This window comes from Pseudomonas sp. SG-MS2, from assembly GCF_009933855.1.
GTDB classification, from domain to species: Bacteria; Pseudomonadota; Gammaproteobacteria; order Pseudomonadales; family Pseudomonadaceae; genus Aquipseudomonas; species Aquipseudomonas putida_E.
In genome coordinates, this window is sequence record NZ_MOMO01000155.1 from 18,773 (window position 1) to 42,826 (window position 24,054).

General features: G+C 60.7%; 21 protein-coding genes, 1 tRNA gene and 2 pseudogenes. 12 read left to right on the forward strand and 12 right to left on the reverse strand.

Features of this window, described 5'->3' with window-relative positions:
- Position 1: 1 nt before the first annotated feature.
- From ihfA to BLX42_RS12830, 8 genes and pseudogenes are all read left to right on the forward strand, one after another.
- Positions 2 to 304 carry an integration host factor subunit alpha gene (ihfA, locus tag BLX42_RS12800; protein ID WP_003250679.1) on the forward strand — a complete coding sequence of 101 codons (303 nt, stop codon included), beginning with the start codon at positions 2 to 4 and terminating at the stop codon, positions 302 to 304.
- Positions 285 to 641 (forward strand): MerR family transcriptional regulator, encoded by a 357-nt coding sequence (locus BLX42_RS12805; RefSeq protein WP_008100384.1) that lies wholly within the window; start codon positions 285 to 287, stop codon positions 639 to 641. The genes ihfA and BLX42_RS12805 overlap by 20 nt, the downstream gene beginning before the upstream one ends.
- Positions 642 to 751: 110 nt before the next feature.
- Positions 752 to 828 (forward strand) — tRNA-Pro (locus BLX42_RS12810).
- Between the two features lie 365 nt (positions 829 to 1,193).
- Positions 1,194 to 1,292: pseudogene (locus BLX42_RS27205) on the forward strand (GntR family transcriptional regulator); the annotation flags it as partial.
- A gap of 26 nt (positions 1,293 to 1,318) precedes the next feature.
- The gene (locus BLX42_RS26900; RefSeq protein WP_256345801.1) at positions 1,319 to 1,543 is read left to right on the forward strand and encodes a hypothetical protein; all 225 of its coding nucleotides are present in this window, start codon (positions 1,319 to 1,321) and stop codon (positions 1,541 to 1,543) included.
- Between the two features lie 273 nt (positions 1,544 to 1,816).
- Entirely contained in the window at positions 1,817 to 2,698 is an 882-nt protein-coding gene (locus tag BLX42_RS12820; RefSeq protein ID WP_161871911.1) for an amidohydrolase, read from the forward strand.
- A 58-nt stretch (positions 2,699 to 2,756) separates the two neighbouring features.
- Complete coding sequence (gene rhaT, locus BLX42_RS12825; RefSeq protein ID WP_177010663.1) at positions 2,757 to 3,815, forward strand: L-rhamnose/proton symporter RhaT; 1,059 nt, start codon at positions 2,757 to 2,759, stop codon at positions 3,813 to 3,815.
- Between the two features lie 31 nt (positions 3,816 to 3,846).
- Positions 3,847 to 4,617, forward strand: coding sequence for an SDR family NAD(P)-dependent oxidoreductase (locus tag BLX42_RS12830; RefSeq protein ID WP_161871912.1), 771 nt, complete (start codon positions 3,847 to 3,849; stop codon positions 4,615 to 4,617).
- Positions 4,618 to 4,722: 105 nt separating this feature from the next.
- Here BLX42_RS12830 and BLX42_RS12835 read toward each other — a convergent pair whose 3' ends face one another.
- The 6 genes from BLX42_RS12835 to rhmD form a co-directional block, all read right to left on the reverse strand.
- Complete coding sequence (locus BLX42_RS12835) at positions 4,723 to 6,834, reverse strand: glycosyl hydrolase (protein WP_161871913.1); 2,112 nt, start codon at positions 6,832 to 6,834, stop codon at positions 4,723 to 4,725.
- Between the two features lie 281 nt (positions 6,835 to 7,115).
- Positions 7,116 to 8,471 (reverse strand): carbohydrate porin, encoded by a 1,356-nt coding sequence (locus BLX42_RS12840; RefSeq protein WP_161871914.1) that lies wholly within the window; start codon positions 8,469 to 8,471, stop codon positions 7,116 to 7,118.
- Between the two features lie 188 nt (positions 8,472 to 8,659).
- A complete protein-coding gene (locus BLX42_RS12845; protein WP_161871915.1) occupies positions 8,660 to 9,619 on the reverse strand; it encodes a LysR family transcriptional regulator in 960 nt (319 codons plus the stop codon).
- A gap of 200 nt (positions 9,620 to 9,819) precedes the next feature.
- Entirely contained in the window at positions 9,820 to 11,253 is a 1,434-nt protein-coding gene (gene aldA, locus BLX42_RS12850; RefSeq protein ID WP_161871916.1) for an aldehyde dehydrogenase, read from the reverse strand.
- A gap of 16 nt (positions 11,254 to 11,269) precedes the next feature.
- The gene (locus tag BLX42_RS12855) at positions 11,270 to 12,070 is read right to left on the reverse strand and encodes an HpcH/HpaI aldolase/citrate lyase family protein (protein WP_161871917.1); all 801 of its coding nucleotides are present in this window, start codon (positions 12,068 to 12,070) and stop codon (positions 11,270 to 11,272) included.
- Positions 12,067 to 13,266 (reverse strand): L-rhamnonate dehydratase, encoded by a 1,200-nt coding sequence (rhmD, locus tag BLX42_RS12860; RefSeq protein WP_161871918.1) that lies wholly within the window; start codon positions 13,264 to 13,266, stop codon positions 12,067 to 12,069. The genes BLX42_RS12855 and rhmD overlap by 4 nt, the downstream gene beginning before the upstream one ends.
- Positions 13,267 to 14,063: 797 nt before the next feature.
- Here rhmD and istA point away from each other — a divergent pair.
- Positions 14,064 to 14,726, forward strand: a pseudogene (gene istA, locus BLX42_RS12865) (IS21 family transposase); the annotation flags it as partial.
- A gap of 77 nt (positions 14,727 to 14,803) precedes the next feature.
- On the opposite strand, the gene BLX42_RS12870 reads toward istA, so the two are convergent.
- Together BLX42_RS12870 and BLX42_RS12875 are read right to left on the reverse strand one after the other, a co-directional pair.
- A complete protein-coding gene (locus tag BLX42_RS12870; protein WP_046787111.1) occupies positions 14,804 to 15,526 on the reverse strand; it encodes a FadR/GntR family transcriptional regulator in 723 nt (240 codons plus the stop codon).
- 268 nt (positions 15,527 to 15,794) lie between these two features.
- A complete protein-coding gene (locus BLX42_RS12875) occupies positions 15,795 to 17,528 on the reverse strand; it encodes an IlvD/Edd family dehydratase (protein WP_012313885.1) in 1,734 nt (577 codons plus the stop codon).
- A 186-nt stretch (positions 17,529 to 17,714) separates the two neighbouring features.
- Here BLX42_RS12875 and BLX42_RS12880 point away from each other — a divergent pair, with 186 nt between their 5' ends.
- The 3 genes from BLX42_RS12880 (at position 17,715) to BLX42_RS12890 (ending at position 21,780) form a co-directional block, all read left to right on the forward strand.
- Entirely contained in the window at positions 17,715 to 19,022 is a 1,308-nt protein-coding gene (locus BLX42_RS12880) for an MFS transporter (RefSeq protein ID WP_115275242.1), read from the forward strand.
- A 28-nt stretch (positions 19,023 to 19,050) separates the two neighbouring features.
- Positions 19,051 to 20,040: an AraD1 family protein gene (araD1, locus tag BLX42_RS12885; RefSeq protein WP_012313887.1), complete on the forward strand. Its 990-nt coding sequence runs from the start codon at positions 19,051 to 19,053 to the stop codon at positions 20,038 to 20,040.
- Between the two features lie 165 nt (positions 20,041 to 20,205).
- Complete coding sequence (locus tag BLX42_RS12890) at positions 20,206 to 21,780, forward strand: aldehyde dehydrogenase (NADP(+)) (RefSeq protein WP_161871919.1); 1,575 nt, start codon at positions 20,206 to 20,208, stop codon at positions 21,778 to 21,780.
- A gap of 355 nt (positions 21,781 to 22,135) precedes the next feature.
- Here the strand turns inward: BLX42_RS12890 and BLX42_RS12895 are convergent, their stop codons facing one another.
- From BLX42_RS12895 to BLX42_RS12910, 4 genes are all read right to left on the reverse strand, one after another.
- On the reverse strand, positions 22,136 to 22,378 hold the full coding sequence (locus BLX42_RS12895; protein WP_161871920.1) for a hypothetical protein: 243 nt from the start codon (positions 22,376 to 22,378) through the stop codon (positions 22,136 to 22,138).
- Between the two features lie 497 nt (positions 22,379 to 22,875).
- The gene (locus tag BLX42_RS12900) at positions 22,876 to 23,112 is read right to left on the reverse strand and encodes a DUF3077 domain-containing protein (RefSeq protein WP_161871921.1); all 237 of its coding nucleotides are present in this window, start codon (positions 23,110 to 23,112) and stop codon (positions 22,876 to 22,878) included.
- Between the two features lie 119 nt (positions 23,113 to 23,231).
- On the reverse strand, positions 23,232 to 23,501 hold the full coding sequence (locus BLX42_RS12905) for a DUF3077 domain-containing protein (protein ID WP_012313892.1): 270 nt from the start codon (positions 23,499 to 23,501) through the stop codon (positions 23,232 to 23,234).
- Between the two features lie 167 nt (positions 23,502 to 23,668).
- Positions 23,669 to 23,911, reverse strand: coding sequence for a hypothetical protein (locus tag BLX42_RS12910; RefSeq protein WP_115275234.1), 243 nt, complete (start codon positions 23,909 to 23,911; stop codon positions 23,669 to 23,671).
- Positions 23,912 to 24,054 lie beyond the last annotated feature (143 nt).

Sequence of the window (24,054 nt, forward strand, 5' to 3'; positions counted from 1 at the left end):
CATGGGTGCTCTGACGAAAGCTGAGATGGCCGAAAGGCTGTACGAGGAGCTGGGGCTTAACAAGCGTGAGGCCAAGGAGTTGGTCGAGCTGTTTTTTGAAGAAATTCGGCACGCACTTGAAGAGAACGAGCAGGTCAAGTTGTCCGGTTTCGGCAACTTCGACCTTCGCGACAAACGCCAGCGGCCGGGCCGCAACCCCAAAACAGGGGAAGAGATCCCGATCACTGCACGGCGCGTCGTCACCTTTCGTCCAGGGCAGAAGTTGAAGGCCCGGGTTGAGGCCTATGCTGGAACCAAGCCATAACGACGAACTGCCCCCCATACCGGGCAAACGCTACTTCACCATTGGTGAAGTCAGCGAGTTGTGTGCCGTAAAGCCACACGTGCTGCGGTATTGGGAGCAGGAGTTCCCTCAGCTCAACCCCGTGAAGCGGCGGGGCAATCGGCGGTATTACCAGCGCCAAGACGTGCTGATGATCCGCCAGATTCGCGCGCTGCTTTATGACCAGGGGTTCACCATTGGCGGGGCGCGGTTGCGGCTCTCCAGTGATGAGGTGAAGGATGAGTCAAGCCAGTACAAGCAGCTGATTCGGCAGATGATTGTTGAGTTGGAGGATGTGCTGGTGGTGTTGAAGAAGTGAGCTTGAGCTGGTGAATGGATTTTTTTGAAAAAAAGCTTCCATTTATCAAAAGGTTAGGGTAAATTCTTCAACGTTCTCGGCAAGATTGAGAACATGCTTCAAAGCCCAGTCGGGGCGTAGCGCAGCCCGGTAGCGCACTTGCATGGGGTGCAAGGGGTCGAGTGTTCGAATCACTCCGTCCCGACCAAATAACTCCAGAAAATCCAGTCACTTAGCGGTGACTGGATTTTTTATGTTTGTCTGCTTTTTCCTGGTGAGCAATTTTGCCCCACTTTTTGCCTCACCGAATTTCAGCTGCCCGCTACGTAAGGATTCTGAGTCGAAGAATCTCGGGCGCCGCACTCACTATGTCGAATGGCGAGCAGCCGGTAGGGAGGGGCGATTTCTTGCTTCGAATCCCTACGCTTCCGCCACTAATTCTCATTAAAGCCCTGATTTTTCGGGCTTTTGTGTGCCTAGGCGTTTTTGGTCCCCTATCTGGCCCCCCATTATTAGTGTGGCTTTTACTGGTTTACTGCGGATTGTGATGGGCGTGCTGTTTTCAACGGTCATCTGGAGCCCGGCAGTAAGCTGGTCATCGATGCGCTGGCCGGGCGCTACGCCACCAGCGCCACGCCCCTGCGCGAAGCGTTGAACCGATTGATTGCCGATGGCCTGGGCTGGTCGAGAAGCGGGAGTTGCGCGGATTCATCGTTGCGCAGATCAGCGAACAGGATTTGGTCGAAATCACCAAGTCACGCTGCTGGCTCGAAGAGATCGCCCTGCGCGAATCGATCTTGCGCAGGGACCGTAAATGGGAAGAAGAGCTGGTGATCGCTCAGCATCGCCTGGCGCGCACCCCACGCTCCCTGTCCCAGGAGCATTTTTTGCGCCACAGACTTTCAATGCCCGGCGAGATCTGAAGTCTGAGCATCAGCAAATCATGGAAGCGGCCATCGAGGGTCGAGCAGATGAGGCTGTCGGTTTGTTGCGCGGCCATATCGAGCCCACGGCAGCATTGTGCGGGCCGATTCTGCACTGTTCCCCACGCCGCGCGATAACGGCTAAGCAGGCCGTCCCACGGCCGCTCCAGATGATGCAAAAAAGGTATCGAGTTTAACTATAAAGTGATTTGAAGCGCATTGATCGATCGCCGTACAGTCGGGAATGCCAATAACAAAAACCGGATCTATTCCATGAGCACCACCTGCCTGTACGACGGGCCGATCATCGACAGCCATATACATCTCTATAATGCTGACCGCGCCGGCGGCATTCCCTGGCCTGAGGCCGGTAATCCCTTGCACGGCACCTACCTCCCCGACCGATACTGGGACCTCGTCTCTGCTCAAGTGGTTGGTGCTGTGGTGATCGAGGCGAGCCCATGGCGCAGCGACAATGCCTGGATCCTCGACACGGTACGTAACGACCCAAGGATACTTGGCGTTATCGGTAATCTCTCTCCGCTGGACGACCACTTCTCCCAGGACTTCGACGTTCTGGTTCGCGACCCTCTGTTTCTGGGCCTGCGTTATGGAAACCTCTGGGGGCGTGATTTTTCAAATGATTTGACCCGCCCGGGGTTTGTTGCGGGCTTGCAGGGCCTGGTTGAGCATGACCTGACGTTCGAGAGCGCCAACCCTGACCTCGCGTTGGTCACCGACCTGCTGCGCCTGAGTGACAGGCTTCCTGATCTGCGGATTGTCATTGACCACCTGCCAAATGCCCAGGTGCCTGCCCACCTGGCCGGGCAATGGCAGCGCACGCTTCTCGAGTTGGCCGCACGCCCCACGGTGTTCAGCAAATGGTCCGAAGTGCCCCAGCACGGTCCGGATGGCCTGATACGTGATCCGGCCCACTACGCCGACTGGCTGGGCTTTTTAAGGGAGGCGTTTGGCGACCACCGCTGCTTCTTTGGCAGTGACTGGCCCAACAGTGAATCGGTCGCCAACTTTGAGGACACCCTGCAACTGACAATGGCGTGTATCAACGGCCTGTCAAAAGACGCACAGACGCAGTTCTTCGCGGGCAACTTCGCGCGCGCCTATCAGCGACTCAAGTACGAGGCTGTCAGGTAAACGCTGACTGACGTTCGTATTTGTGGACTCTTAAAATATAACAACAAGGATTGACGCTGTGGAAATCATACTTCTCGGTGTGCTGCTGCATTTCATCGGGGGTGCAGCCTCCGGCAGTTTTTACATCCCTTACAAGAAGGTCAATGGCTGGGCGTGGGAAAGTTACTGGGTCACCGGTGGCCTGGTCTCATGGCTGATCGTTCCCTTGATCGCAGCAATGCTGACCGTCCCTGGCTATTGGCAGATTATCCGCGAGGCATCGCCGGTGACGCTCTTCTGGACGTACCTGTTTGGCGTGTTGTGGGGCGTGGGAGGCCTGACCTTCGGCTTGACGATGCGCTACCTGGGGTTGTCCCTGGGCATGTCGATCGTGCTTGGCCTGACCTCTGCCTTGGGTGCGTTGATGCCGGCCCTGTATCGCGATCTGTTCACGAATGCGACTGCCGGCACGCTGACTGAAATGGCGAGCAGCGTCTCTGGCAACTGGGTGCTGTGGGGGGTTGGGATTTCGCTGGTAGGGATTGCGCTGTGCGGCTTTGCCGGGATGATCAAAGAGCGTGAAGTCTCTGACGAAACCAAGTTTGCCAGCATCAGCGAATTCTCCCTGAGCAAGGGCGCCCTGGTGGCGGTGATCTCCGGTGTCCTGAGTGCCTGCTTCAGCTATGGCATCAGTGCCGGTCGCCCTTTGGCCGAAGCCGCAGTAGCCCACGGTGCCAATAGCCTGTTTCAAAACAACGTGACGTTCATGGTGATCATGTGGGGCGGCCTGACCACCAATGGCCTGTGGTGCCTGTGGCTGAACCGGCGCAATCGCACGTTCGGCAACTATGTCGATCGCGGACTCCCGCTACTGCGTAACTACCTGCTGGTGGCCTGTGCCGGGACATTATGGTTCTTGCAGTTTTTCTTCTACGGCATGGGCGAAAGCCGTCTGCAGAGTGACGCAAGTTCGTGGGTGCTGCACATGTCGTTCATCATCGTCATCTCCAACGCCTGGGGTTTGTACTTCAGGGAGTGGCACGGCACAAGTTCCGCAAACAAAGCCGTTTTGCTCATGGGACTCGGCGTAACGCTGGGGTCGATAGGCATGGTCGGTTATGGCAACTATCTGGGCTGATCGAGCCCTCGGTACATCTAAGGAGTCAGCAATGTTGCTAGCAGATAAAACGGTAATTGTGACCGGTGCTTCGCGGGGTATCGGCCGGGCAGCGGCGTTGGAATGCGCGCGCCAAGGTGCAAAAGTGGTTATCGGACATAGCGGCAGCGCCCAGGGGCTGGCTGCCGCCAAGCGTCTGATCGAGGAGATTGCCTTTGGGGCAGGGCAAGCGATCGAGGTCGGTGCAGATGCCGCCGACCCAGACACCGGTGAGCGCCTGGTTGCGGCGGCGGTCGAAGCATTTGGCGGGGTCGACGTATTCGTTAACAACGCGGGGATTTGCCCCTTCCACTCGTTTTTGGACATGCCCCGCGAGACTTACCTTCGAACGGTGGATACCAACCTCAACGGGGCCTATTTTGCCGTCCAGGCTGCCGCGAATCAGATGAAACGTCAGGGCCGGGGCGGGGCGATCATCGCGGTGAGCTCCATCAGCGCGTTGGTCGGTGGGGGCATGCAGACCCACTACACGCCCACTAAGGCTGGCTTGCATTCGCTGATGCAGTCCTGTGCTATCGCCCTGGGGCCGTATGGGATTCGCTGTAACTCAGTACTGCCGGGCACTATTGCTACCGACATCAACAAAGAAGATCTGGCGGACGAGGCCAAGTTGAACTACATGGCGTCCCGCTCTCCGCTTGGGCGCCTGGGGAGGGCCGAGGATGTCGCGGGGCCTATCGTGTTCCTTGCTTCGGACATGGCGCGCTATGTGACAGGGGCTTCGCTGCTGGTGGACGGTGGGATGTTCGTCAACCTGCAGTAGTCAACCTGGGGCACGTGCCCCAGGTCGTTATGAAAAAGCACAGCGACCGTGGGGTCGCTGTGCTTTTTTATGCGGCGGGCGGCGGTAACGGCATTGGCCTTTACGTCATCGGATCTTCAAGCAATCGTCGGAACGGTCGGCAATTCGCAGCGCAATGACGTCGTGGGGGGCGAAGTCTACGGTGAGCGTTAGTTGCTTCGCGTCATCGATCACTTTCGCGAGCGGTTTCGAGGCGCCGGTATGAAGATCGATTTGTCTGGCGCACGCACCGTTCACCTTGAGCGTCTGATGTTGATTTTTGTCCGTGGGGTTTCTCAACCACAGGTAACGGGAGTCAGTGCCACTGCGCATCACGGATTGAAGCGGGTTAGGCGTGGTCGATGTGACGGTGGGGGCGATCCCGGCCTTGGCTAATGCATCTGGGACGGAGGCCAGGTCCTTGGCTCGATATACCTTCGGTGAGTTGACCAAGGTTTTATAGAGGCCGTTGTTCTCGTTGGCAGGCGCCGACGCAGATGCGCTGTCGTCTACCAGAACGATGGCCAGGCCAGCCGCGCCGGCCGAGACAAGCTGTTCGAGTGTGGGTGTCGTCAACGGTGTTCCCGGCATTACGACGAGGGCACGGTAAGCGCTTGTCGCGGGCGCCAGACGACCAGCTGCCACGCCTGCCTCTGGCCAGCTCAACACGTTGGGCGACAGGTATTCGTAGCGGTATCCGGCTAAGCCGAGTTGTGGGTCCTTCCAGTAATCATCAGCAGGCGAGGCCTGCGCGTGGCCGGTGTCCCAATAGCTATGGCGCAGAATAGCCACGTCCATCGCAGGTTTACCCCAGCGCAGAAGTGACTGTTGTCGAGCAACATACTGGGTGAAGGCTGCCGCTTGATCCCACGTCGGCAGTTGGCCGTAGTCTTCCGAAAAAATGCCCCCAAACGGCATCCAGCGAGGCTTGTCACCGTCTTGCCGGGTGGTTTGCGAATAGCCATGTAGGACGATCTGATTGACGCCGCCCGCAAACAGCCCACCGATGTGCCTCAAGGCATCGTTCCAGGTGGTTTTCAGTGCCACACCCGGGGTGGCGCAGCATTCTGCTGAATAGACGCTGCGGTTCAATACATGTGCAGCGCCGGCCTGGGTGCGATAGCCATCGACATCGTCATTCAATTGGAAGCTTTCGGTCTCAGGGACGTCCACATACTTGAGCGGGGAGGCCGCTTCGATGGATTGCCCATAGGCTGCTTGGACGCGGTAGCGCCAGCCGATGGAATTGAAATAGCCCTTGAGCGGCGCCAGGTGGTACTCGCTGTAGAGCTCGGTCAAGGTCTGGTAGTAATCCGCGCGAATGGCCGCGCCGCTGCCGTCGGCGAACTCGAAGTCTGCCCGGGTGTCGGGGGTAACCGTTGTTTTCGTAAAGATGGTGTGGAAGAAGTCGTTGAGGTGACCTATGCCAATGACCGGGAGGTAGGGGCGCACATCATACCCACGCCGTTTCTCGAATTCTTCAAGCAGGTTTGGCGTCCAGACGATGTAGCCTTTCAAGTGCAGTGAGTCTTCGAAAACATCCCCACCGTCAGCGCCAGCCAGCACGGGTTGAATCGCGCTTTTCCAATGTGCGATCAAGGCGTCGGTGCCTGCCGTGCTAAAGTGATCGATCGCCTGGTAGGGTTCAGGCGCCGCACCGGGGATCGTATGCTCTGTCACCCGCGTCCAACTGATAATGATTTGCCAGCGACCCTCAGAAGGAGGCGTCCACTTCATTTTGCCGTCAACGATCGTCTCGGTAATATCGACCAGTGTGCGTTTGTCTAGAACAGTCGGGTCGGAAGAGGCCAGTTTCGCCGCGCTCGCGCCGATTACGCGGAGCTTGTTCGCGCCCCCTTTGGGGTGTGCCAGCTGGGTGTCTACCGGGCCCGAAGACTCTAGCGAGGTGTACACCATCTCCTGGCTCGATCCTTCGCCGATCAGGTTGGCAGGCACCGCGGCGGGATAAGACGGGCTGATTGCAAGGTCTACGGTTATTCCATTCTGCTTGGCCTGTTCGAGGGCAGCCTTGATGGCATTGGCCCACTGGCTACTGGCATAAGCATTGTCGGCGGGAAGACTCCCGTCAGCAGCGACACTGTTGATTTCGATACCGCCGAAACCCGCCTGCGCGATGCGCGTGATGTCGTGTTTTATCGCAGAGGCGTCCACGGCCCCGAGTGGCACCCAGTAACGCATTTTAGGGCGTACGCACGAGGGCAAGGTGTTCGCCTCTGGATCATACTGGCATGCACCGGTCGGCCCAGTAAGCGAGCCGGGACCCGATGCTGAAAGCGCCCAAGGTGAAACCGTCGAGAGGGCAAGTCCTACACCGAGTGCAACTACGTTAATTACAGTGCTTAGCATTCTAGAATTTCCTGGGCAAAGTCTGAGCGGCGCGCAGTCACCAAGGGTCGAGGGTGTCGTCGATGATGTACGGCGCGGCGTCAATGGCTCTCATTATTGTTGATGTGGAAGGCTTAGCGCTTCAGGCCCGCATCGAGCCCCAGCAATGTTTCGAGCTGAATGTGGAAAAGAAACCCTGCGGCAATGCCGTCATGTCCTTGCTTTCCCGAGTAGGGGGCATTCAGACTGCTTGGATTCCAGACGTACTTGATGTACGGGCTCACTACGACGCCGTTGGTCAGCACTATATTGGCGTCGAGGTCCAAAGAGTGTTCGGTCCGCGGTGCCTTGTATGTGCTGCCGACCGAGGCATAGGCGCCCCTGAGGAAGGACTGCTCGTGAGCGGTTTGGCGCACCCAGTGGGCAGAGACGGACCAGGTGTCAAAGGGGCGGCTGCGAAACGGGGCTTCGAGGATTATGCCGGTACTCAGCTGGGCTTGCTGCCCGTTCGCAACTTCCTCATCGAGCATGCCGTAACCGGCCATGTACCCGACCAGTGCCGTTGGGTTTGGCTCGTTTTTCACTACACCGCCGTCCGCCCGCCAGAACGTTTTCTTACCATTGAGATGAAACCCGTTCATGCCTTTTTTGGTTTTCAGAGGTAGATCAGGATCGTCGAATCTGGATGTTCCAGCGACCGTGTAATAAGGGTCTTTGGAAGTGAGGGTGTTGTGAAAACCAACTGCTTCTAATGAAAGCGGGTACGTGTCTTTCTGGTAATTGGTGCGGTAGGCCACGTTGGCAAAGATGGCATTACTCACTTGTCCCCCACTGTCACCAGGCCCGATTTCCCAACCATTGGTGAACGGATAGGCATCGTTTGTTCGCCAAATACCCGCCTGGGTGCTCAGTGCATCGGTGAAACGGTAATGCACGCGTAGGCCCCATGTAGAGTTGTGGCCAGAGGCATCTGGAACGCGAGCACAGCCTAATGCAATGTTACAAACGGGCAAGGCAAAATAGTAACTTGCGGCACTATTTCCCGCCTCCAGGGTTAACCGTCCATCCAGCAATTTTTGTTCGACGGTCAGTAGCGTGAGGTGGTTGACGCGCGGGATGTAGGGGCTGTTTCGGGCGGCCAGTACGTCACCGGCCTCGGTACTGTATTCCAGGTGATTTCGATACGGAACATACGCTTGCTGGAAGTGAAAGCTGGTGCCTTGCAATCCTGCAATTTTCTCCAGATCAAAATCTGCACCCACCGTTATCAGGGTTAAAGATTCATGGCGGCCTCTGACCAGTCCCGCTGTCGGGTTGGCGAGATACATCTGAGTTATACCAAGGTGTGGCGCAATGCCATGCTCATCGAACCACAGACCCTTGCTGTACAGGGGCGTATCAGTGTTGCCGGTATAACTGTCGGCATTATATATACTTGGACCAATCGGCTCATTGGGGTAATTTAGGCTCGCGAGTGCTTCGGGGTCCATGGCATTCGCAAGGCTAGGCATAACCGTTGACGTCAAGGCCAACGTTAATACTGTCCGATACATAGATCTGCCTTTATTGTTTTTGTGGCGACTGTCGCCCGTAAACAGAGCGTACTAAGGCAGATGGTACGTTAGGCATCAGGTACCGGACTAATAGGTATTAGGTCCACATCGATAGCGTAAACGCATCACTTCCAATGCGCATCGACACGGTTTTCGGTGCGTCGGTAAATTTCCTCAAGAAATTCTTCAAGCTCGGCTGTGAGCGTCTCATTGCGCCGGAGCAGAATGCCGAATGGTGCCATGCGTGCTTCCAGGGGCAAGTCCAACTTGACGATCAGGCCCATGCTCAGGTGATCACTCAAGAGGTTTTCTGAAATCACCAGGATGCCATCGGTAATTCGCATCAACTGCAACATGGTGAACACCGAGCTGCACTCGATGATATCCGTGGGTGCGGCGAGGCCTTGGCGAGCAAAGGCCTCATCCAGGGCAATGCGCGCGGGTGCGCTGTCGGGCTGGAGGATCCAGGGCCAGCGCTCGATCAAGTCTTCGAGGGGGAGGTCGCGGCTCTTGGCCGCCGGATGGCCGGCGCGCACTACGGCTATCAAACGCTCATTTCCAATGGCCTGAAACTCAAAGCGCTTATGGTTGAGTGCACTGCCGAGCCGGGCCACGGCCACGTCAACGCGCCGCTGCTCGAGGAGTTCAATCAGCTGGTCACTCGTGTCCCCCAATACTTTAAGGCGCAGCAAGGGGTGGCGCTGTTTGATAACGCCAATGGCGTCGATCACCAAATCGGGGAGGGCACTCAGAATTGCGCCGATCGCGAGAAAACCGTAACCCCCCGCTTGGCGTTCCGCCAGTTCCGCGGCGCACCTGTCCAGGCCGTTGAGTGCCGCACGTGCGTAACGCAGCAACTCTTTGCCGAGTGCGGTTGGCTGCATGCCCCGAGCCTTGCGCTCGAAAAGGGCGCAACCGAACGCTTCTTCGATTTCCTGAAGCATTCGTGTCGTCGCAGGTTGGGACATGCTGAGCGCTTCGGCGGCGCGGTGTAAGTTTTGACTGTTGCCCAGTGTGACCAACATCAACAGGTGCTTGTAGCGCAGGCGATTGACAAGGCCTCGGGAGGAGAGCGCAGGCAACATTGGCCATTCCTTATTGTAGTACTGACCGTCAGTGGCCAACGGCTGCCAATGTAGCGTAGGCAGGGGTATAAGCCAACGTGTCCACGCCGGGTGTGGGCGGTGAACAGCACGACTGTGAGGCTGGTTAATAACGGGCTGTTGTCATGGGCAATAAAAACCGCTCTGGCGAGAGCGGTCTGTCATTTTCGACTACGCCTCGGTCAGGCTTGTAAATAGACCACGTGTGTATGGGTATATTCGTAAAGCCCGTGTTTGCCGTCCGCACCGCCGATACCGGATTTGCGCACGCCCGCGTGAAAACCTTGCATGGCCTCGAAGTTTTCGCGGTTGATGTAGGTCTCGCCGAAGTCGACCTCGCGCACCGCCTGCATGGCTTTACCCAAGTCGCGGGTAAACAGTGAGGAGGTCAGGCCGTATTCGCAGTCATTGGCCAGCGCGATGGCTTCGTCCAGGCTGTCGACGATCTGGATCGGCAGCACCGGGCCGAAGATTTCCTTGCGCATGATCTCCATGTCGGCGCGGCAATGGGTCAGCACAGTGGGCTGGTAATGGAAGCCTGCCGAGCGGTCGGCCACCGCGCCGCCCGTGATCAGCTCGGCGCCGTCGGCGAGCGCGCGGCGGACCTTGGCGCTTACGCTGTCCAGCCCTTGGCGGTTGGTCAGCGGGCCCATCTCCACGGTGCTGTCGGCCAATGGGTCGCCGTAGCGGGTAGCGGCCATGGCTGCGCCGATTCGCTCGATGAACTGATCGGCTACCTTGCGCTCCACGTAGACCCGCTCAGTGCAGTTGCACACCTGGCCGGTGTTGATGATGCGCGAATCCCGGATAGCCTTCACGGCCAAGTCCAGGTCGGCGTCCGCGAGCACGATCGCTGGCGCTTTACCGCCGAGCTCCAGGTTCAGCTTGGTCAGGTTGGGTGCCGCTGCCGCCATGATCCGCGCACCGGTGTCGACGCTGCCGGTAAAGCTGATCATGTCGACCTTGGTGTGGGCGCTCAGGGCGGCCCCCACACGACCGTCGCCGCAGACCACGTTGAACACCCCGGCGGGCAGATCGGTCTGCGCCACCAGGCGGGTAAATTCGAAACAGTTGTTCGGGGTTTCTTCGCTGGGTTTAATCACGATGGTGTTGCCGGTAATCAACGCCGGCGCCAGCTTGCGAGCGATCAGGAAGAAGGGGAAGTTCCAGGGCAGGATGCCCGCTACGACGCCCAAGGGTTTGCGGAACAGGAAGATGTTCTCACCTGGACGATCGCTGGTGATGATTTCGCCTTCGATGCGTCGCGCCCACTCGGCCATGTAGTCGAGGTAGTCGGCGGTAAAATTGACTTCTACCTCAGCCAAGGCAGTGATCTTGCCTTGTTCCAAGGTGATGGTGCGCGCCAGGTCAACAGCGTTTTCACGCAGCTTGGCTGCGATCCGGCGCAGATAGCCGGCGCGCTCGATCGCCGGCTTGCGCGCCCACTCCGTCTGAGCGGTGCGGGCCGCCGCCAGGGCACGGTCGACTTCGTCCGGGCTGGCGGCGGGCACCCTGGATAGCAGAGCGCCGGTGGCCGGGTTGAACACCTCCAGGTGCTCGGCGCTGGCGGTGAACTGACCATCGATGTAGTTCTGGTAAACCGGTACGGATGACATCGCAAACTCCGTGGGATCAGTAGGTGCGCGACGCTGCGGTCGCGGTTGAGGTCTTGCGGTAGCGGGCCAGGTTGCTCAGGGCGGCCTGGCGCAGCAAACTGATGTCGATACCCACGGCGACAAACTGGCACCCCCAGCTCATGTAACGTCGAGCGTCTTCCTCATTGGGCGCAAGGATGCCGCAGACCTTGCCGGCAGCCAGCGTGGCGTCGACGGCACGGCGGATCTTTGCTTGTACTTCAGGGTGCGACGGGTTGCCGGCATGGCCGAGCCCGGTAGACAAGTCCGCCGGGCCGATGAAGACCGCGTCGACACCCTCTACTGCAGCGATGGCTTCGACATTTTCCACTCCCAGCCTCGACTCTACCTGCACGATCAGGCACAGCTGTTCATGAGCCGTCTGCAGGTAGTCAGGCACGCCATCCCAGCGCGTGGCGCGGGTCAGCCCACCGCCGACGCCACGGATACCCTGTGGCGGGTAGCGCATGGCTCGCACCAGTTCGCGGGCCTGCTCCGCGGTGTCGACCATCGGCACCATCAACGTCTGGGCGCCGATGTCTAGCAATTGCTTGATCAGGTTGGCGTCACCAGTCACCGGGCGCACCACTGGCGCGCATCCGTAGGGCGCCACGGCTTGCAGCTGAGCCTGGATGCTCGGCACGGTATTGGGGGCGTGTTCGCCGTCGATCAACATCCAGTCGTAGCCAAAGGTGGCGACCAGTTCTGCAGCGTTGCCAGTGGCAAAGCCGGCCCAGATGCCGAACTGCGCTTCACCCTTGTCGAGTTGCGCCTTGAACAGGTTCACGGGCATTTTCATACGCGACCCCCTGCACGGTTATAGGGGCGGTGCAGCTGGCACTCAGGGTTCAGGGTGACGCCAAACCCAGGCTGATCAAGGCGCGAGAGGCGCATGCGGCCGTTCTCTGGCACGGGTTCTCCGAGCAACTGCGGATGGAACATAGGCACCACTTTGTCCGCTTCGGGCGCCATCATCAGGAACTCGGCGAAGGGGCTGTTATGGCGTGTGGCGACGAAGTGGTAGCTGTACACCGACGACCCGTGAGGCACCACCATGGCGTTGTGGGCATCTGCCAGGGCCGAGATTTTTACCAGTTCGGTCATGCCACCGCACCAGCCCACGTCCGGCTGGATAATGTCGCAGCAGCCCATCTCCAGCAGCATGCGGAAACCCCAGCGGGTGGCCTCGTGCTCACCAGTGGTGACCAGCATGCCACTGGGTACGGCTTTACGCAGGGCAGCGTAGCCCCAGTAATCGTCTGGCGACAGGGCCTCTTCGATCCACTTCAGGCCGAACTCCTGGGCGCCCTTGGCCAGGCGGGTGGCGTAGTTCAGGTCCAGGCTCATCCAGCAATCGAGCATCAGCCAGAAATCCTTGCCCACGCGTTCGCGCATGCTGGCCAGTTCTTCCAGGTTCTTGCGCAGGCCTTCTTCGCCCTCGGCCGGGCCGTGATGCAGGGGCATCTTGCCGCCAATGAAGCCCATCTTCTGGGCCAGATCCGGGCGCGCGCCGGTGGCGTAGAATTGCAGTTCGTCGCGCACCGCACCGCCCAGTAGTTGGTGCACCGGCTCCTGGCGGATTTTCCCAAGCAAGTCCCACAAGGCCAGGTCGACGCCGGAGATCGTGTTGATCACCAGGCCCTTGCGGCCGTAGTACAGGGTGGATTGGTACATCTGGTCCCACATCAGCTCGATGTCGGTGACCTTGGCGCCTTCCAGGAAGCGCGCCAAATGATTTTCCACGATGTAGGCCGCAGGCTCTCCGCCAGTGGTCACGGCAAAACCGACAGCGCCATCGCTCGCCTCGATTTCCACGACCAACGTGCCCAGCACATTGATGCCGAAGCTGCGACGGCTCTGGCGGTATTGCGGGTATTTGCTCATCGGGGTGGCAATGTGGTCATCGATCCAGTGGCCGTCGCTCTGGTCGTGATAGTCGGCGCCGCCGCCACGCAACGTGAATGCGCGGACGTGTTTGATCGTTGGAATGCTCATGAACAATTCCTTGCAGGTAAAGGATTTAAGTTGTTAGCGAGTGCAGCTTTACGGCGCTATGCAGGCGAAAATTCGATATCTCACTGCAGCGCTGCAGCAGTTTTGGAGCGTGAGCCGAAGAAAGCAGGAGGGAAGACTCCGCATCGTCTTAGATTACGGCCAAGGTGTCCGTGCTTTAGCGATAGGAAGCCTGGCAAGTGCCAGCTCTTCCCCGAAAGGTAGGCGAGTAAAGTTTTCACGGCAGTATCCTTTTGGAGTTATTTAACTGCGTGGTAAGTGGCGGAACTATACGGTTGCTTCGATATGCGCTACCAATCGGTTTTTTCTCACAACCGATACTTTTAAGGTATTAGTGAGCTGGTTGCATCCCTTTCCTGGCCAATCTGCCGCGTGGTAGTCGGCCCCTAGCCGTTTTTCACGAAGGTTTTTTCGAAGCGGCATGGGTCTGCAAGAGCATCAGGCCAGTGCTGGCGGTGGCCCAGCTGCTAGCCTGGCACAGCCTGAGCATTGGGAGTTTCGACTTGTGGTCACTGAACGAAGCCTTAGCTAGGTGCTGTATTGTCAGCGCCGGTTAGGGGTTTCGCTACAGCGCCTGAACGTCAGTGGAGATGCCACCGTTTTAGTATCCGCAAGGCATGTCAGGCGCGTGCATGGCGGATGGGCTGCGGATTCAACGTGCACTTGGACAGTGATTTCTCACTGACCAGCCCCAAGCTCAGGCAGGCAGCGACGCAGGATTATTCACTACCATCGACCTCTTTTCTCGAAGCGAAGAGGTCGTCGTGGAGCGTATATCCATGCGTAAAATTCGAGAGGTACTACGCCTAAAGTTCGACACCGGCCTGTCCGTGCGCAAGATTGCCGTCAGCCTGCGCATCAGCGGCGGCAGCGCCGGTAATTACCTGCATCGGTTCAACGCCTGCGGTCTGACCTGGCCTACGTCATTGTCCGACGCCGAGTTGGAGCGGCTTTTGTTCCCGCCAGCCCCGGCTGTGCCAAGCAATCAAAGACCGATGCCCGATTGGGCTTGGGCGCATGCCGAGTTACGTCGTCCCGGCGTTACCCTGGCCTTGCTTTGGCAGGAATATCGGCTCGCCCATCCGCAGGGCTTCCAGTACAGCTGGTTCTGCGAGCACTACCGTCTCTGGGCCGCAAAGGTCGACGTGGTCATGCGCCAGGAACACCGTGCCGGCGAAAAACTCTTCGTCGATTACGCTGGGCAGACCGCGCCCGTCATTGACCAGCGGACCGGAGAAATCCGTCAGGCGCAGATCTTCGTCGCCGTCCTCGGCGCGTCCAGCTATACCTTTGCCGAGGCCACCTGGTCGCAGAAACTGCCCGACTGGTTGGGCTCGCATGTACGCTGTTTTGCTTTTTTCGGCGGCACCGCACAGATCCTGGTGCCCGATAATCTGCGCAGTGGCGTGACCAAGGCGCACCGTTACGAGCCCGATATCAACCTGGGAGTTCCTTGCCTGCAACTGACTCCACCGCCCCTTGTGCTGGGTAACCAGCGCCAGCAATCAGCAGCTTTGCTTCAGCTAGTCGGGTCTTGCCCCAACACCTTGCTCAACGCCACACGCGCATCTTCAAGCTGCACCAGCGAAGCATGCCGTGCACCCAGCGCGTCGCCGTTCTGGATAGCAGTGAGAATCGCCTTGTGCCGGGGCAGGGCGAGTTGGTTGAAGTTCGGCCGCTGGTTGGAATAGCGCACCGATTCGCGCAGGGCCATCGAGAGCATGTTGCACAGGTAGGCCAACAGGTCGTTGTGGGTGGCGTCGGCGATGCGGGCGTGGAAGTCCAGGTCGGGTTGCAGGCGCTCTTCATGGGTGCGCGCGGCTTCCATGCGCTGGTAGGCCTCGGCGATCGACTCGACATCCTCGGGGGTGGCGTTGGTGGCGGCCAGCGCGGCGGCGGCGGGTTCGATAACCCAGCGCACGCTGGACAGGGTGTTGAAGAAGTCTTTTTGCGGGGTGGCCTGCATCAGCCAGTGCAGCACGTCGGGGTCGAGCATGTGCCAGTCATGGCGCGGCCTCACCAGCGTGCCGACCCGTGGGCGGGCTTCGACTAGGCCCTTGGCGGTCAGGGCGCGCATCGCTTCGCGGAACACCGGCCGGCTGATCGCGTAGCTTTCGCACAGGCTGGCCTCGGAGGGCAGCTTTTGCCCGGGTGCGAGTTGGCCGGATACGATTTGCAGGCCGAGGTCCTGGACCAGGGTGGCGTGCATGCTTTTGCGCGTGGTGGGCTGGCGGTAGTTCATGGGGGGCGCGGGAGGTCCTTCGAGCGAGGTGGGCATCATAGCATTAGTGGGTGGCGGAGGGCCTGTGGGGCAGGTGTCATGCAGGCAGTTGCAGCCATCGGTTTGCACTGCCTCAAGGTATGCGTGGGATGTGTAGGAGCGGCCTTGTGTCGCGAAAGGGGTGCGCAGCGCCCCCGGCAATATCAGCCTGATGCATGAATTGTGGGGGCGCTGCGCACCCCTTTCGCGACACAAGGCCGCTCCTACCGGGGGCGGTGTTGAGGGTTGGTTAGTGCGAATGCTTGGGCACCGCCGCGCCACGGCAGCCAACCAGGAAGTCGAAATCGCAACCTTCGTCAGCCTGCATCACATGGTCCAGATACAGCTTCGCATAACCGCCACTGATCAACTGTGGCGGGGCTTGCAGGTCGGCCAGGCGGCCAGCCAGTTCCTCGGCAGAAATGTCCAGGTGCAGCCGGCCTTCCTTGCAGTCCAGCTCGATCCAGTCACCTTCGCGCACGGCTGCCAATGGGCCGCCCGCAGCAGCCTCGGGTGCCACGTGCAGCACTACGGTGCCGTAGGCAGTACCGCTCATGCGGGCGTCGGAGATGCGCACCATGTCGGTCACGCCCTGGGCCAGCAGCTTGGCGGGCAGGCCCATGTTGCCGACCTCGGCCATGCCCGGGTAGCCCTTGGGCCCGCAGTATTTCATCACCAGCACCGAATTGGCGTCCACGTCCAGCTCAGGGTCGTTGATGCGCGCTTTGTAGTCCTCGAAGTTTTCGAACACTACGGCGCGGCCGCGGTGCTGCATCAGCGCTGGGGTAGCCGCCGACGGCTTGAGCACCGCGCCTTTGGGTGCCAGGTTGCCGCGCAGGATGCAGATGCCGCCATCGGCCACCAGCGGTTTGTCGAGCGGGCGGATGACTTCTTCGTCATACAGCGGCGCGGCCTGGCAGTTGTCCCACAGGCTCTTGCCGTTGGCGGTCAGTGCGGTGGGGTTGGGCAGCAGGCCATGCTCGCCCAGGCGGCGGATGACTGCGGGCAGGCCGCCGGCGTAGTAGAACTCTTCCATCAGGAAGCGGCCCGATGGCTGCAAGTCGACCAAGGTCGGTGTGCCGCGGCCGACGCGGGTCCAGTCTTCCAGTTGCAGGTCTACGCCAATGCGCCCGGCAATGGCCTTGAGGTGGATCACGGCGTTGGTCGAACCACCGATGGCGGCGTTGACGCGGATGGCGTTCTCGAAGGCTTCGCGGGTAAGGATCTTCGACAGGCGCAGGTCTTCGCGCACCATGTCGACAATGCGCATGCCTGACAGATGGGCGAGTACGTAGCGGCGGGCATCCACCGCCGGGATGGCGGCGTTGTGCGGCAGCGAGGTACCCAGCGCTTCGGCCATGCAGGCCATGGTCGACGCGGTGCCCATGGTGTTGCAGGTACCCGCCGAGCGCGACATGCCGGCCTCGGCCGAGAGGAATTCGTTGAGGTCGATCTGGCCGGCCTTATAGGCCTCGTGCATCTGCCAGACGATGGTGCCGGCGCCAATGTCCTTGCCTTTGTGCTTGCCGTTGAGCATCGGCCCACCAGTGACCACGATCGCCGGCACGTCGCAGCTGGCGGCACCCATCAGCAGCGCCGGGGTGGTCTTGTCGCAGCCGGTCAGCAGCACCACGGCGTCCACCGGGTTGCCACGGATCGCTTCTTCCACATCCATGCTCGCCAGGTTGCGGGTGAGCATGGCGGTAGGGCGCAGGTTGGACTCGCCGCTGGAAAACACCGGGAACTCCACCGGGAAGCCACCGGCCTCCAGCACGCCTTTTTTGACGTGCTCGGCAATCTTGCGGAAGTGGGCGTTGCACGGGGTCAGCTCCGACCAGGTGTTGCAGATGCCGATGATCGGCTTGCCCTGGAATTCGTGGTCGGGGATGCCTTGGTTCTTCATCCAGCTGCGGTACATGAAGCCGTTCTTGTCGGCGGTACCAAACCATTGGGCGGAGCGCAGAGGGCGTTTGTTATCAGACATAAGCAGGACACCTAATTAGTATTACTATTTGTCGTTTTTAGGCTGACTCTAGCGGCTAAAAAGGCATCTGTGAAGGGTTGTTGTTTTAAATAGTAATACTATATGATCGATTCGCCAGGTTAGCGGTCTGCCAAAAAGCCCCGGCCAGGTGCTGTGCCCATTACAAGAACAATTGGAGACATCGCCATGATTCAGGAGCAGCGGCTCGTCCGCCTGATCACACTGAAACTCATCCCTTTTCTGGTTCTGCTTTACCTGGTGGCCTATGTCGATCGTTCGGCGGTGGGCTTTGCCAAGCTGCACATGGGCGCCGACATAGGCCTGGGTGACGCGGCATATGGCCTTGGCGCCGGGCTGTTCTTCATCGGTTATTTTCTTTTCGAAGTGCCGAGCAACCTGTTGCTCGACCGCTTCGGTGCACGTCGCTGGTTCGCCCGCATTTTGCTGACCTGGGGCGCGATCACTGTCGGCATGGCGTTTGTCACCGGGCCCAACGGCTTCTATGTGATGCGCTTCTTGCTGGGGGCCGCCGAGGCGGGCTTCTTCCCGGGGGTGCTGTACTACATCACCCAGTGGTACCCGGTGCGCCATCGCGGCAAAATTCTAGGCTTCTTCATTCTCTCGCAGCCGCTGGCCATGCTGATCACCGGGCCACTTTCGGGTGCGCTGCTGGGGCTTGAGGGCATCTACGGCCTGCATGGCTGGCAGTGGTTGTTCATCTGTATCGGTACCCCGGCAGTGCTGTTGGCCTGGCCCACCTTGCGCCTGCTGCCGGACGGCCCTGCCAAGGTGCGCTGGCTCAGTGACGAGCAACGCAACTGGCTGCAGGAGCAGTTGGCCAACGACCTGCGCGAGTTCGGCCAGACCCGCCATGGCAACCCGCTGCATGCCCTTAAAGATGGCCGGGTGCTGTTGCTGGCGCTGTTCTACTTGCCGATGACCCTGAGCATCTATGGCTTGGGCCTGTGGCTGCCAACGCTGATCCACCAGTTTGGCGGCAGTGACCTGGTCACCGGTTTTGTCTCGGCGGTGCCCTACCTGTTCGGCATCATCGGCCTGCTGATCGTGCCGCGAAGCTCCGACCGCCTGAACGACCGCTATGGCCATCTGGGCCTGCTGTACGCCCTGGGTGCCGTCGGCCTGTTCTTCAGCGCCTGGCTGACGGTACCGGTGCTGCAGTTGGCCGCGCTGTGCCTGGTGGCGTTCGCGCTGTTCTCCTGCACGGCCATCTTCTGGACGCTGCCGGGGAGGTTCTTCTCCGGTGCCAGCGCTGCTGCGGGCATCGCCTTGATCAACTCGATCGGCAACCTCGGCGGTTACCTGGGCCCGTTCGGCATCGGCGCGCTGAAGGAGTACACCGGGCAGCTGTCGTCGGGCCTGTATTTCCTGGCGCTGGTGATGCTGTGCGGGGTGCTGCTCACGGGCGTGGTCTACAACCGCCTGGAGCGCCGCCAGCGCCTGGCTTCCACGCGGGCGGCCGAAGCCTCCCGCTAACCTTTGCAACCGACAAGCGAGCACAAGCATGCGACTGATCCAATTCGAAACCGCCGCCGGCGCGCGCCGCGTGGGCGTGGTGGAAGGCGAGTACGCCCTTGAAGTACTGGGCGCCGCCAGCACCCGTGAGCTGGCCCTGCAGGCCATAGCCGCTGGCCGTGACCTGGCCTGCGAAGTGCAGGCCGCCGGGCTGGGCGAGCGCCATGACTACCTGGCCCTGCTGGCCGAAGGCCGCGTACTGCCACCGCTGGACCACCCGGACCCGGCCCACTGCCTGGTGACCGGTACCGGCCTGACCCACCTGGGCAGCGCCGCCACCCGCGACAAGATGCACCAGCAGCAAGCCGAAGGCGCCGTCACTGACAGCATGCGCATGTTCCAGTGGGGCCTGGAGGGCGGTCGGCCGCCAGCGGGCGAGGAGGGCGCGCAGCCGGAGTGGTTCTACAAGGGCGACGGCGGCATCGTCGTGCGCCCCGGCGCCGACCTGCCGCTGCCGGCCTTTGCCGAAGATGCCGGCGAAGAGCCGGAGCTGGTCGGGCTGTACCTGATCGGTACCGACGGCACGCCATACCGCCTCGGCTACGCCTTGGGCAACGAGTTTTCCGACCATGTGATGGAACGGCGCAACTACCTGTACCTGGCGCATTCCAAGCTGCGTGCCTGCAGCTTCGGCCCGGAGCTGCGCCTTGGGGCATTGCCGGCTCACCTGGAAGGTACCAGCCGCATCCTGCGCGATGGCCAGGTGCTGTGGAGCAAGCCGTTCCTGTCGGGTGAGCAGAACATGTGCCACAGCTTCGAGAACCTCGAGTTCCACCACTTCAAGTACGACCAGTTCCTGCGTGCTGGCGATATCCATGTGCACTATTTCGGCACCGCCACGCTGTCGTTTGCCGACGGCGTTCAGGCGCGCCCGGGCGATACCTTCGAGGTCAGCCTCGATGCCTTTGGCCAGCCGCTGCGCAATGGTATTGGCGCAGCGTCCGGGCAGCGTCGCCCAGGTGTAGTGAAAAGCCTTTGAGCGTGTTGCCGGTCAGTCGATGAAGTCGGGACGGCTGTGCGGTCCATCGCCGGCAAGCCAGCTCCCACAGGTACCGCGCAAACCTCAAGAATTTGCGCGGCCCCCTCTGCCCTGACTGACCGCTAGGCGCCACTGAGCCCTCATTCTTTGTTACAGGAGTCAACCATGTCTGGAAGCAACTTCATTGGCGGCCAGCGCAGCGCTGCCGGCAGCGTACGCCTGCAAAGCCTCGATGCACGCACCGGCGAAGCATTGCCGGTGGTCTTCACCCAGGCCACCCCTGAAGAGGTGGCCGCCGCCGCCCAGGCCGCCGAAGCAGCATTTGCCGAATACAACGCCCTGGCGCCAGAGCGCCGCGCGCAGTTTCTGGAGGCCATTGCCGACCAGCTGGACGCGCTGGACGATAGCTTCGTCGCCACGGTGTGCCGCGAAACTGCGCTGCCGGCTGCGCGCATCCAGGGCGAGCGTGGCCGTACCAGCAACCAGATGCGCCTGTTCGCCAAGGTACTGCGCCGTGGCGACTACCTGGGGGCGCGTATCGACCGCGCGCAGCCTCAGCGCCAGCCACTGCCACGCCCTGACCTGCGCCAGTACCGCACCGGCCTTGGTCCGGTGGCCGTGTTCGGCGCCAGCAACTTCCCGTTGGCGTTCTCCACGGCCGGCGGCGACACCGCCGCAGCACTGGCTGCCGGCTGCCCGGTAGTGGTCAAGGCCCACAGCGGCCATATGGCCACTGCCGAGCTGGTGGCTGAAGCCATCGAGCGTGCGGCGGTGGCGACCGGCATGCCCGCTGGCGTGTTCAACATGATCTATGGCGCCGGTGTCGGTGAAGCGCTGGTGCGCCACCCGGCGATCCAGGCGGTCGGTTTCACCGGTTCGCTCAAGGGCGGCCGTGCCCTGTGCGACCTGGCCGCAGCGCGCCCGCAGCCGATCCCGGTGTTCGCCGAAATGAGCAGCATCAATCCGGTGCTGGTGTTGCCTGCGGCGCTGCAGGCCCGCGGCGAGCAGGTGGCCAAGGAACTCGCCGCATCGGTGGTACTGGGTTGCGGGCAATTCTGCACCAACCCTGGGTTGGTCATCGGCATTGCCGGTGAAGCGTTCGGCACCTTCGTCGCGGCACTGGCTGCGCATATGGCCGACCAGCCCGCGCAGACCATGCTCAATGCCGGTACCTTGCGCAGCTATGCCAGCGGCGTACAACGCCTGCAGCAACACCCGGGCGTGCGCCATCTGGCCGGTGCCGAGCAGGTCGGCGACCAGGCCCGGGCACAGCTGTTCCAGGCCGATGTGAGCTTGCTGCTCAACGGCGACGAGCTGCTGCAGGAGGAGGTTTTCGGGCCTGCCACGGTGGTGGTCGAAGTGGCCGACGAAGCCGAACTGCGCCGCGCCCTGCAAGCCCTGCATGGGCAACTGACCGCCACCCTGATCGCCGAACCGGAGGACTTCCAGCGCTTTGCCGCGCTGGTGCCGCTGCTGCAGCGCAGGGCCGGCCGCCTGCTGGTCAACGGCTACCCGACTGGCGTCGAGGTGTGCGATGCAATGGTGCATGGCGGGCCTTACCCGGCCACCTCCGATGCCCGTGGTACCTCGGTCGGCACCCTGGCCATCGACCGCTTCCTGCGCCCTGTGTGCTACCAGGACTACCCGGATGCGCTGCTGCCCGACGCCCTGAAAAACGCCAATCCACTGGGCCTGCAACGCCTGGTCGATGGCCAGCACAGCCGTGATGCGCTGAGCTGAGGCAGGGTGCTAGCGCTGGCTCAAGGGCAGGGCTCCCAGGCATCCATTGCGATAGGGCCCGCGTAGGAGCGGCCAGCTCGCGGGCGCTTTGGCAGGAGATGCCGGGCTCGATGCGGAAGAGGGGGCCGGTTTTCACCTTGGTAGAAGGTAGTTTTGCCGACGGTGAATGCGGTTTCTTCGGTAGCCATCGTTTGATCTCCCTGAAGGTGAAGCTGCCTGGGCTGGCCCTATCGCCGGCAAGCCGGACTCCCACAGGTTTCACCAGGCGTCTGAGGGTCGTCTACAACCTCAGGGGCGGTGTTGTGCGAGAGAGCTAGCCCCTGAAAGAGCCGGGCCAGGCAGAGCATGATGAGGATTAATGCAGCGTCTGCGGGTCGGCTGGCTTTTGTATTTGGGCCAGTGCTGACTCAAGCAATTTGCGCAGGGCATCAAGCTCGTGCATCGAGGTCATGATCATCAAGGACACGGGTGCTTTGGGCTGCATCAACATCGCCTGTTGGGCAACTACCTCGGCGCAGAGCGCGTAGTCGGCAGCCATCATCAGCGTGTCTTCGAGGGAGTGGAGAACGTGGGGTGGATCGGGAACGATCTTCAACATGGTGTGGCTCCTGTCGTAGTGGAGCAACCACCAACCGCGGCTAAACGAATGGGTGGCAGCTGTACGCGGGTTAGCCGACCGGGACGTCAGGCACCCGGCGCACCCGAAGGTGCCCCACGCACAGCCGCCATAACGGCGCTAATGCCGATTGCTCGGTATTGCACGGCTGTAGTGTCCGACGATTTTTGGGCGGCTAACCCAGTCGTTGAGTGACAACGACGTGCCGAGACTAAAGTCCACTTTTTGCGTGCGCAACGGAAAACAGGCGGCGGCAGTATCTTTGGGAAATGCCCTACAAGAAAGCGGTCAAATCTGATTTTTCAGCTGCTCGATGTAACTGCTTGTAACCTGTTGGCAGTCAAAATTTAGCTCGCAGAAACTGAGCGTTGCCCAACGGCTCGAGCAAACCGTGACGCGTAACCCTGCATACAGCACTGACCACGGCCCGCAACGAGGCTTGGAGAGAGTCAGGCGAGCTTTCTCGAACCGATTACCGCTCAACACGGCCACGGCGAAGGGGATTGCTCGTCCTCGAGCTGATTCAGCAGCACCCGCACCATCATATTGAGGTGGTAGGACGCTACGACCATTCGGTGATCACCCAGCATGACGCCCGTATGGTTGAGATAACGGGCGCACTCCATCAGTTTCGACGCTTGTTCCTTGGCTTGCTGGGTAGGTATGTCAGGGGCGGCAGTGAACAGGGGGTTGGGGGCGATTGGGTCTTTTGGCATTGAACTGTTCTCCTGGCGGTCAGCGGAGGGCTGAGGTTGCTGGGGCCGCTAGGCGGCCCTTTCGCGACACAAGGCCGCTCCTGCGGCGGGGCGGCGTGGGCCTGCAGGTAGGGGTGTGTTTACGGGGTTTTCATCATGCCCAGCTCGGCATCGTCGAGCAGGGCCTTGGCCAGGGCGCAGAGGTAGTGCGAGGCCCACAGCAGCTGGGGCTTGTCTTCCATCAGGCCGTCGATGGTCAGGTCGCGGGCATAGCCCATCAGTTCCGAGGCCTGTTCGCGGGCGCTTTGGCAAGGGATGCCGGGTTCGATGCGGAACAGAGGGTGGGTCTGGTTTTCACCTTGGTAGAAGGTGGTTTTGCCAACGGTGAATGCGGTTTCTTCGGTAGCCATCGTTTGATCTCCCTGAAGGTGTAGCTGCCTGGGCTGGCCCTATCGCCGGCAAGCCGGACTCCCACAGGTTTCACCGGGCGCCTGAGGGTCGTCTACAACCTCAGGGGCGGTGCTGTGCGAGAGAGCTAGCCCGTGAAAGAGCCAGGCCAGGCAGATCATGATGAGGATTAATGCAGCGTCTGCGGGTCGGCCGGTTTCTGTATTTGGGCCAGTGCTGACTCGAGCAATTTGCGCAGGGCATCGAGCTCGTGCATCGAGGTCATGATCATCAAGGACACGGGTGATTTCGGCTGCATCAACATCGCCTGTTGGGCAACGACTTCGGCGCAAAGCGCGTAGTCGGCAGCCATCATCAGCGTGTCTTCGAGGGAGTGGGGATTGTGAGGCGGATCGGGAACGATCTTGAGCATGATGAAACTCCAACGTCGAACGGTGGAGCTACCACGGCCTTGCTGTCAAACAATGAGGTGGCAGCTGTACGCGGGTTGACAGACCGAGACGTTGGCACTCGGCGCACCAGAGGGTGCCCGCACGTACAGCCACCATAACAGTG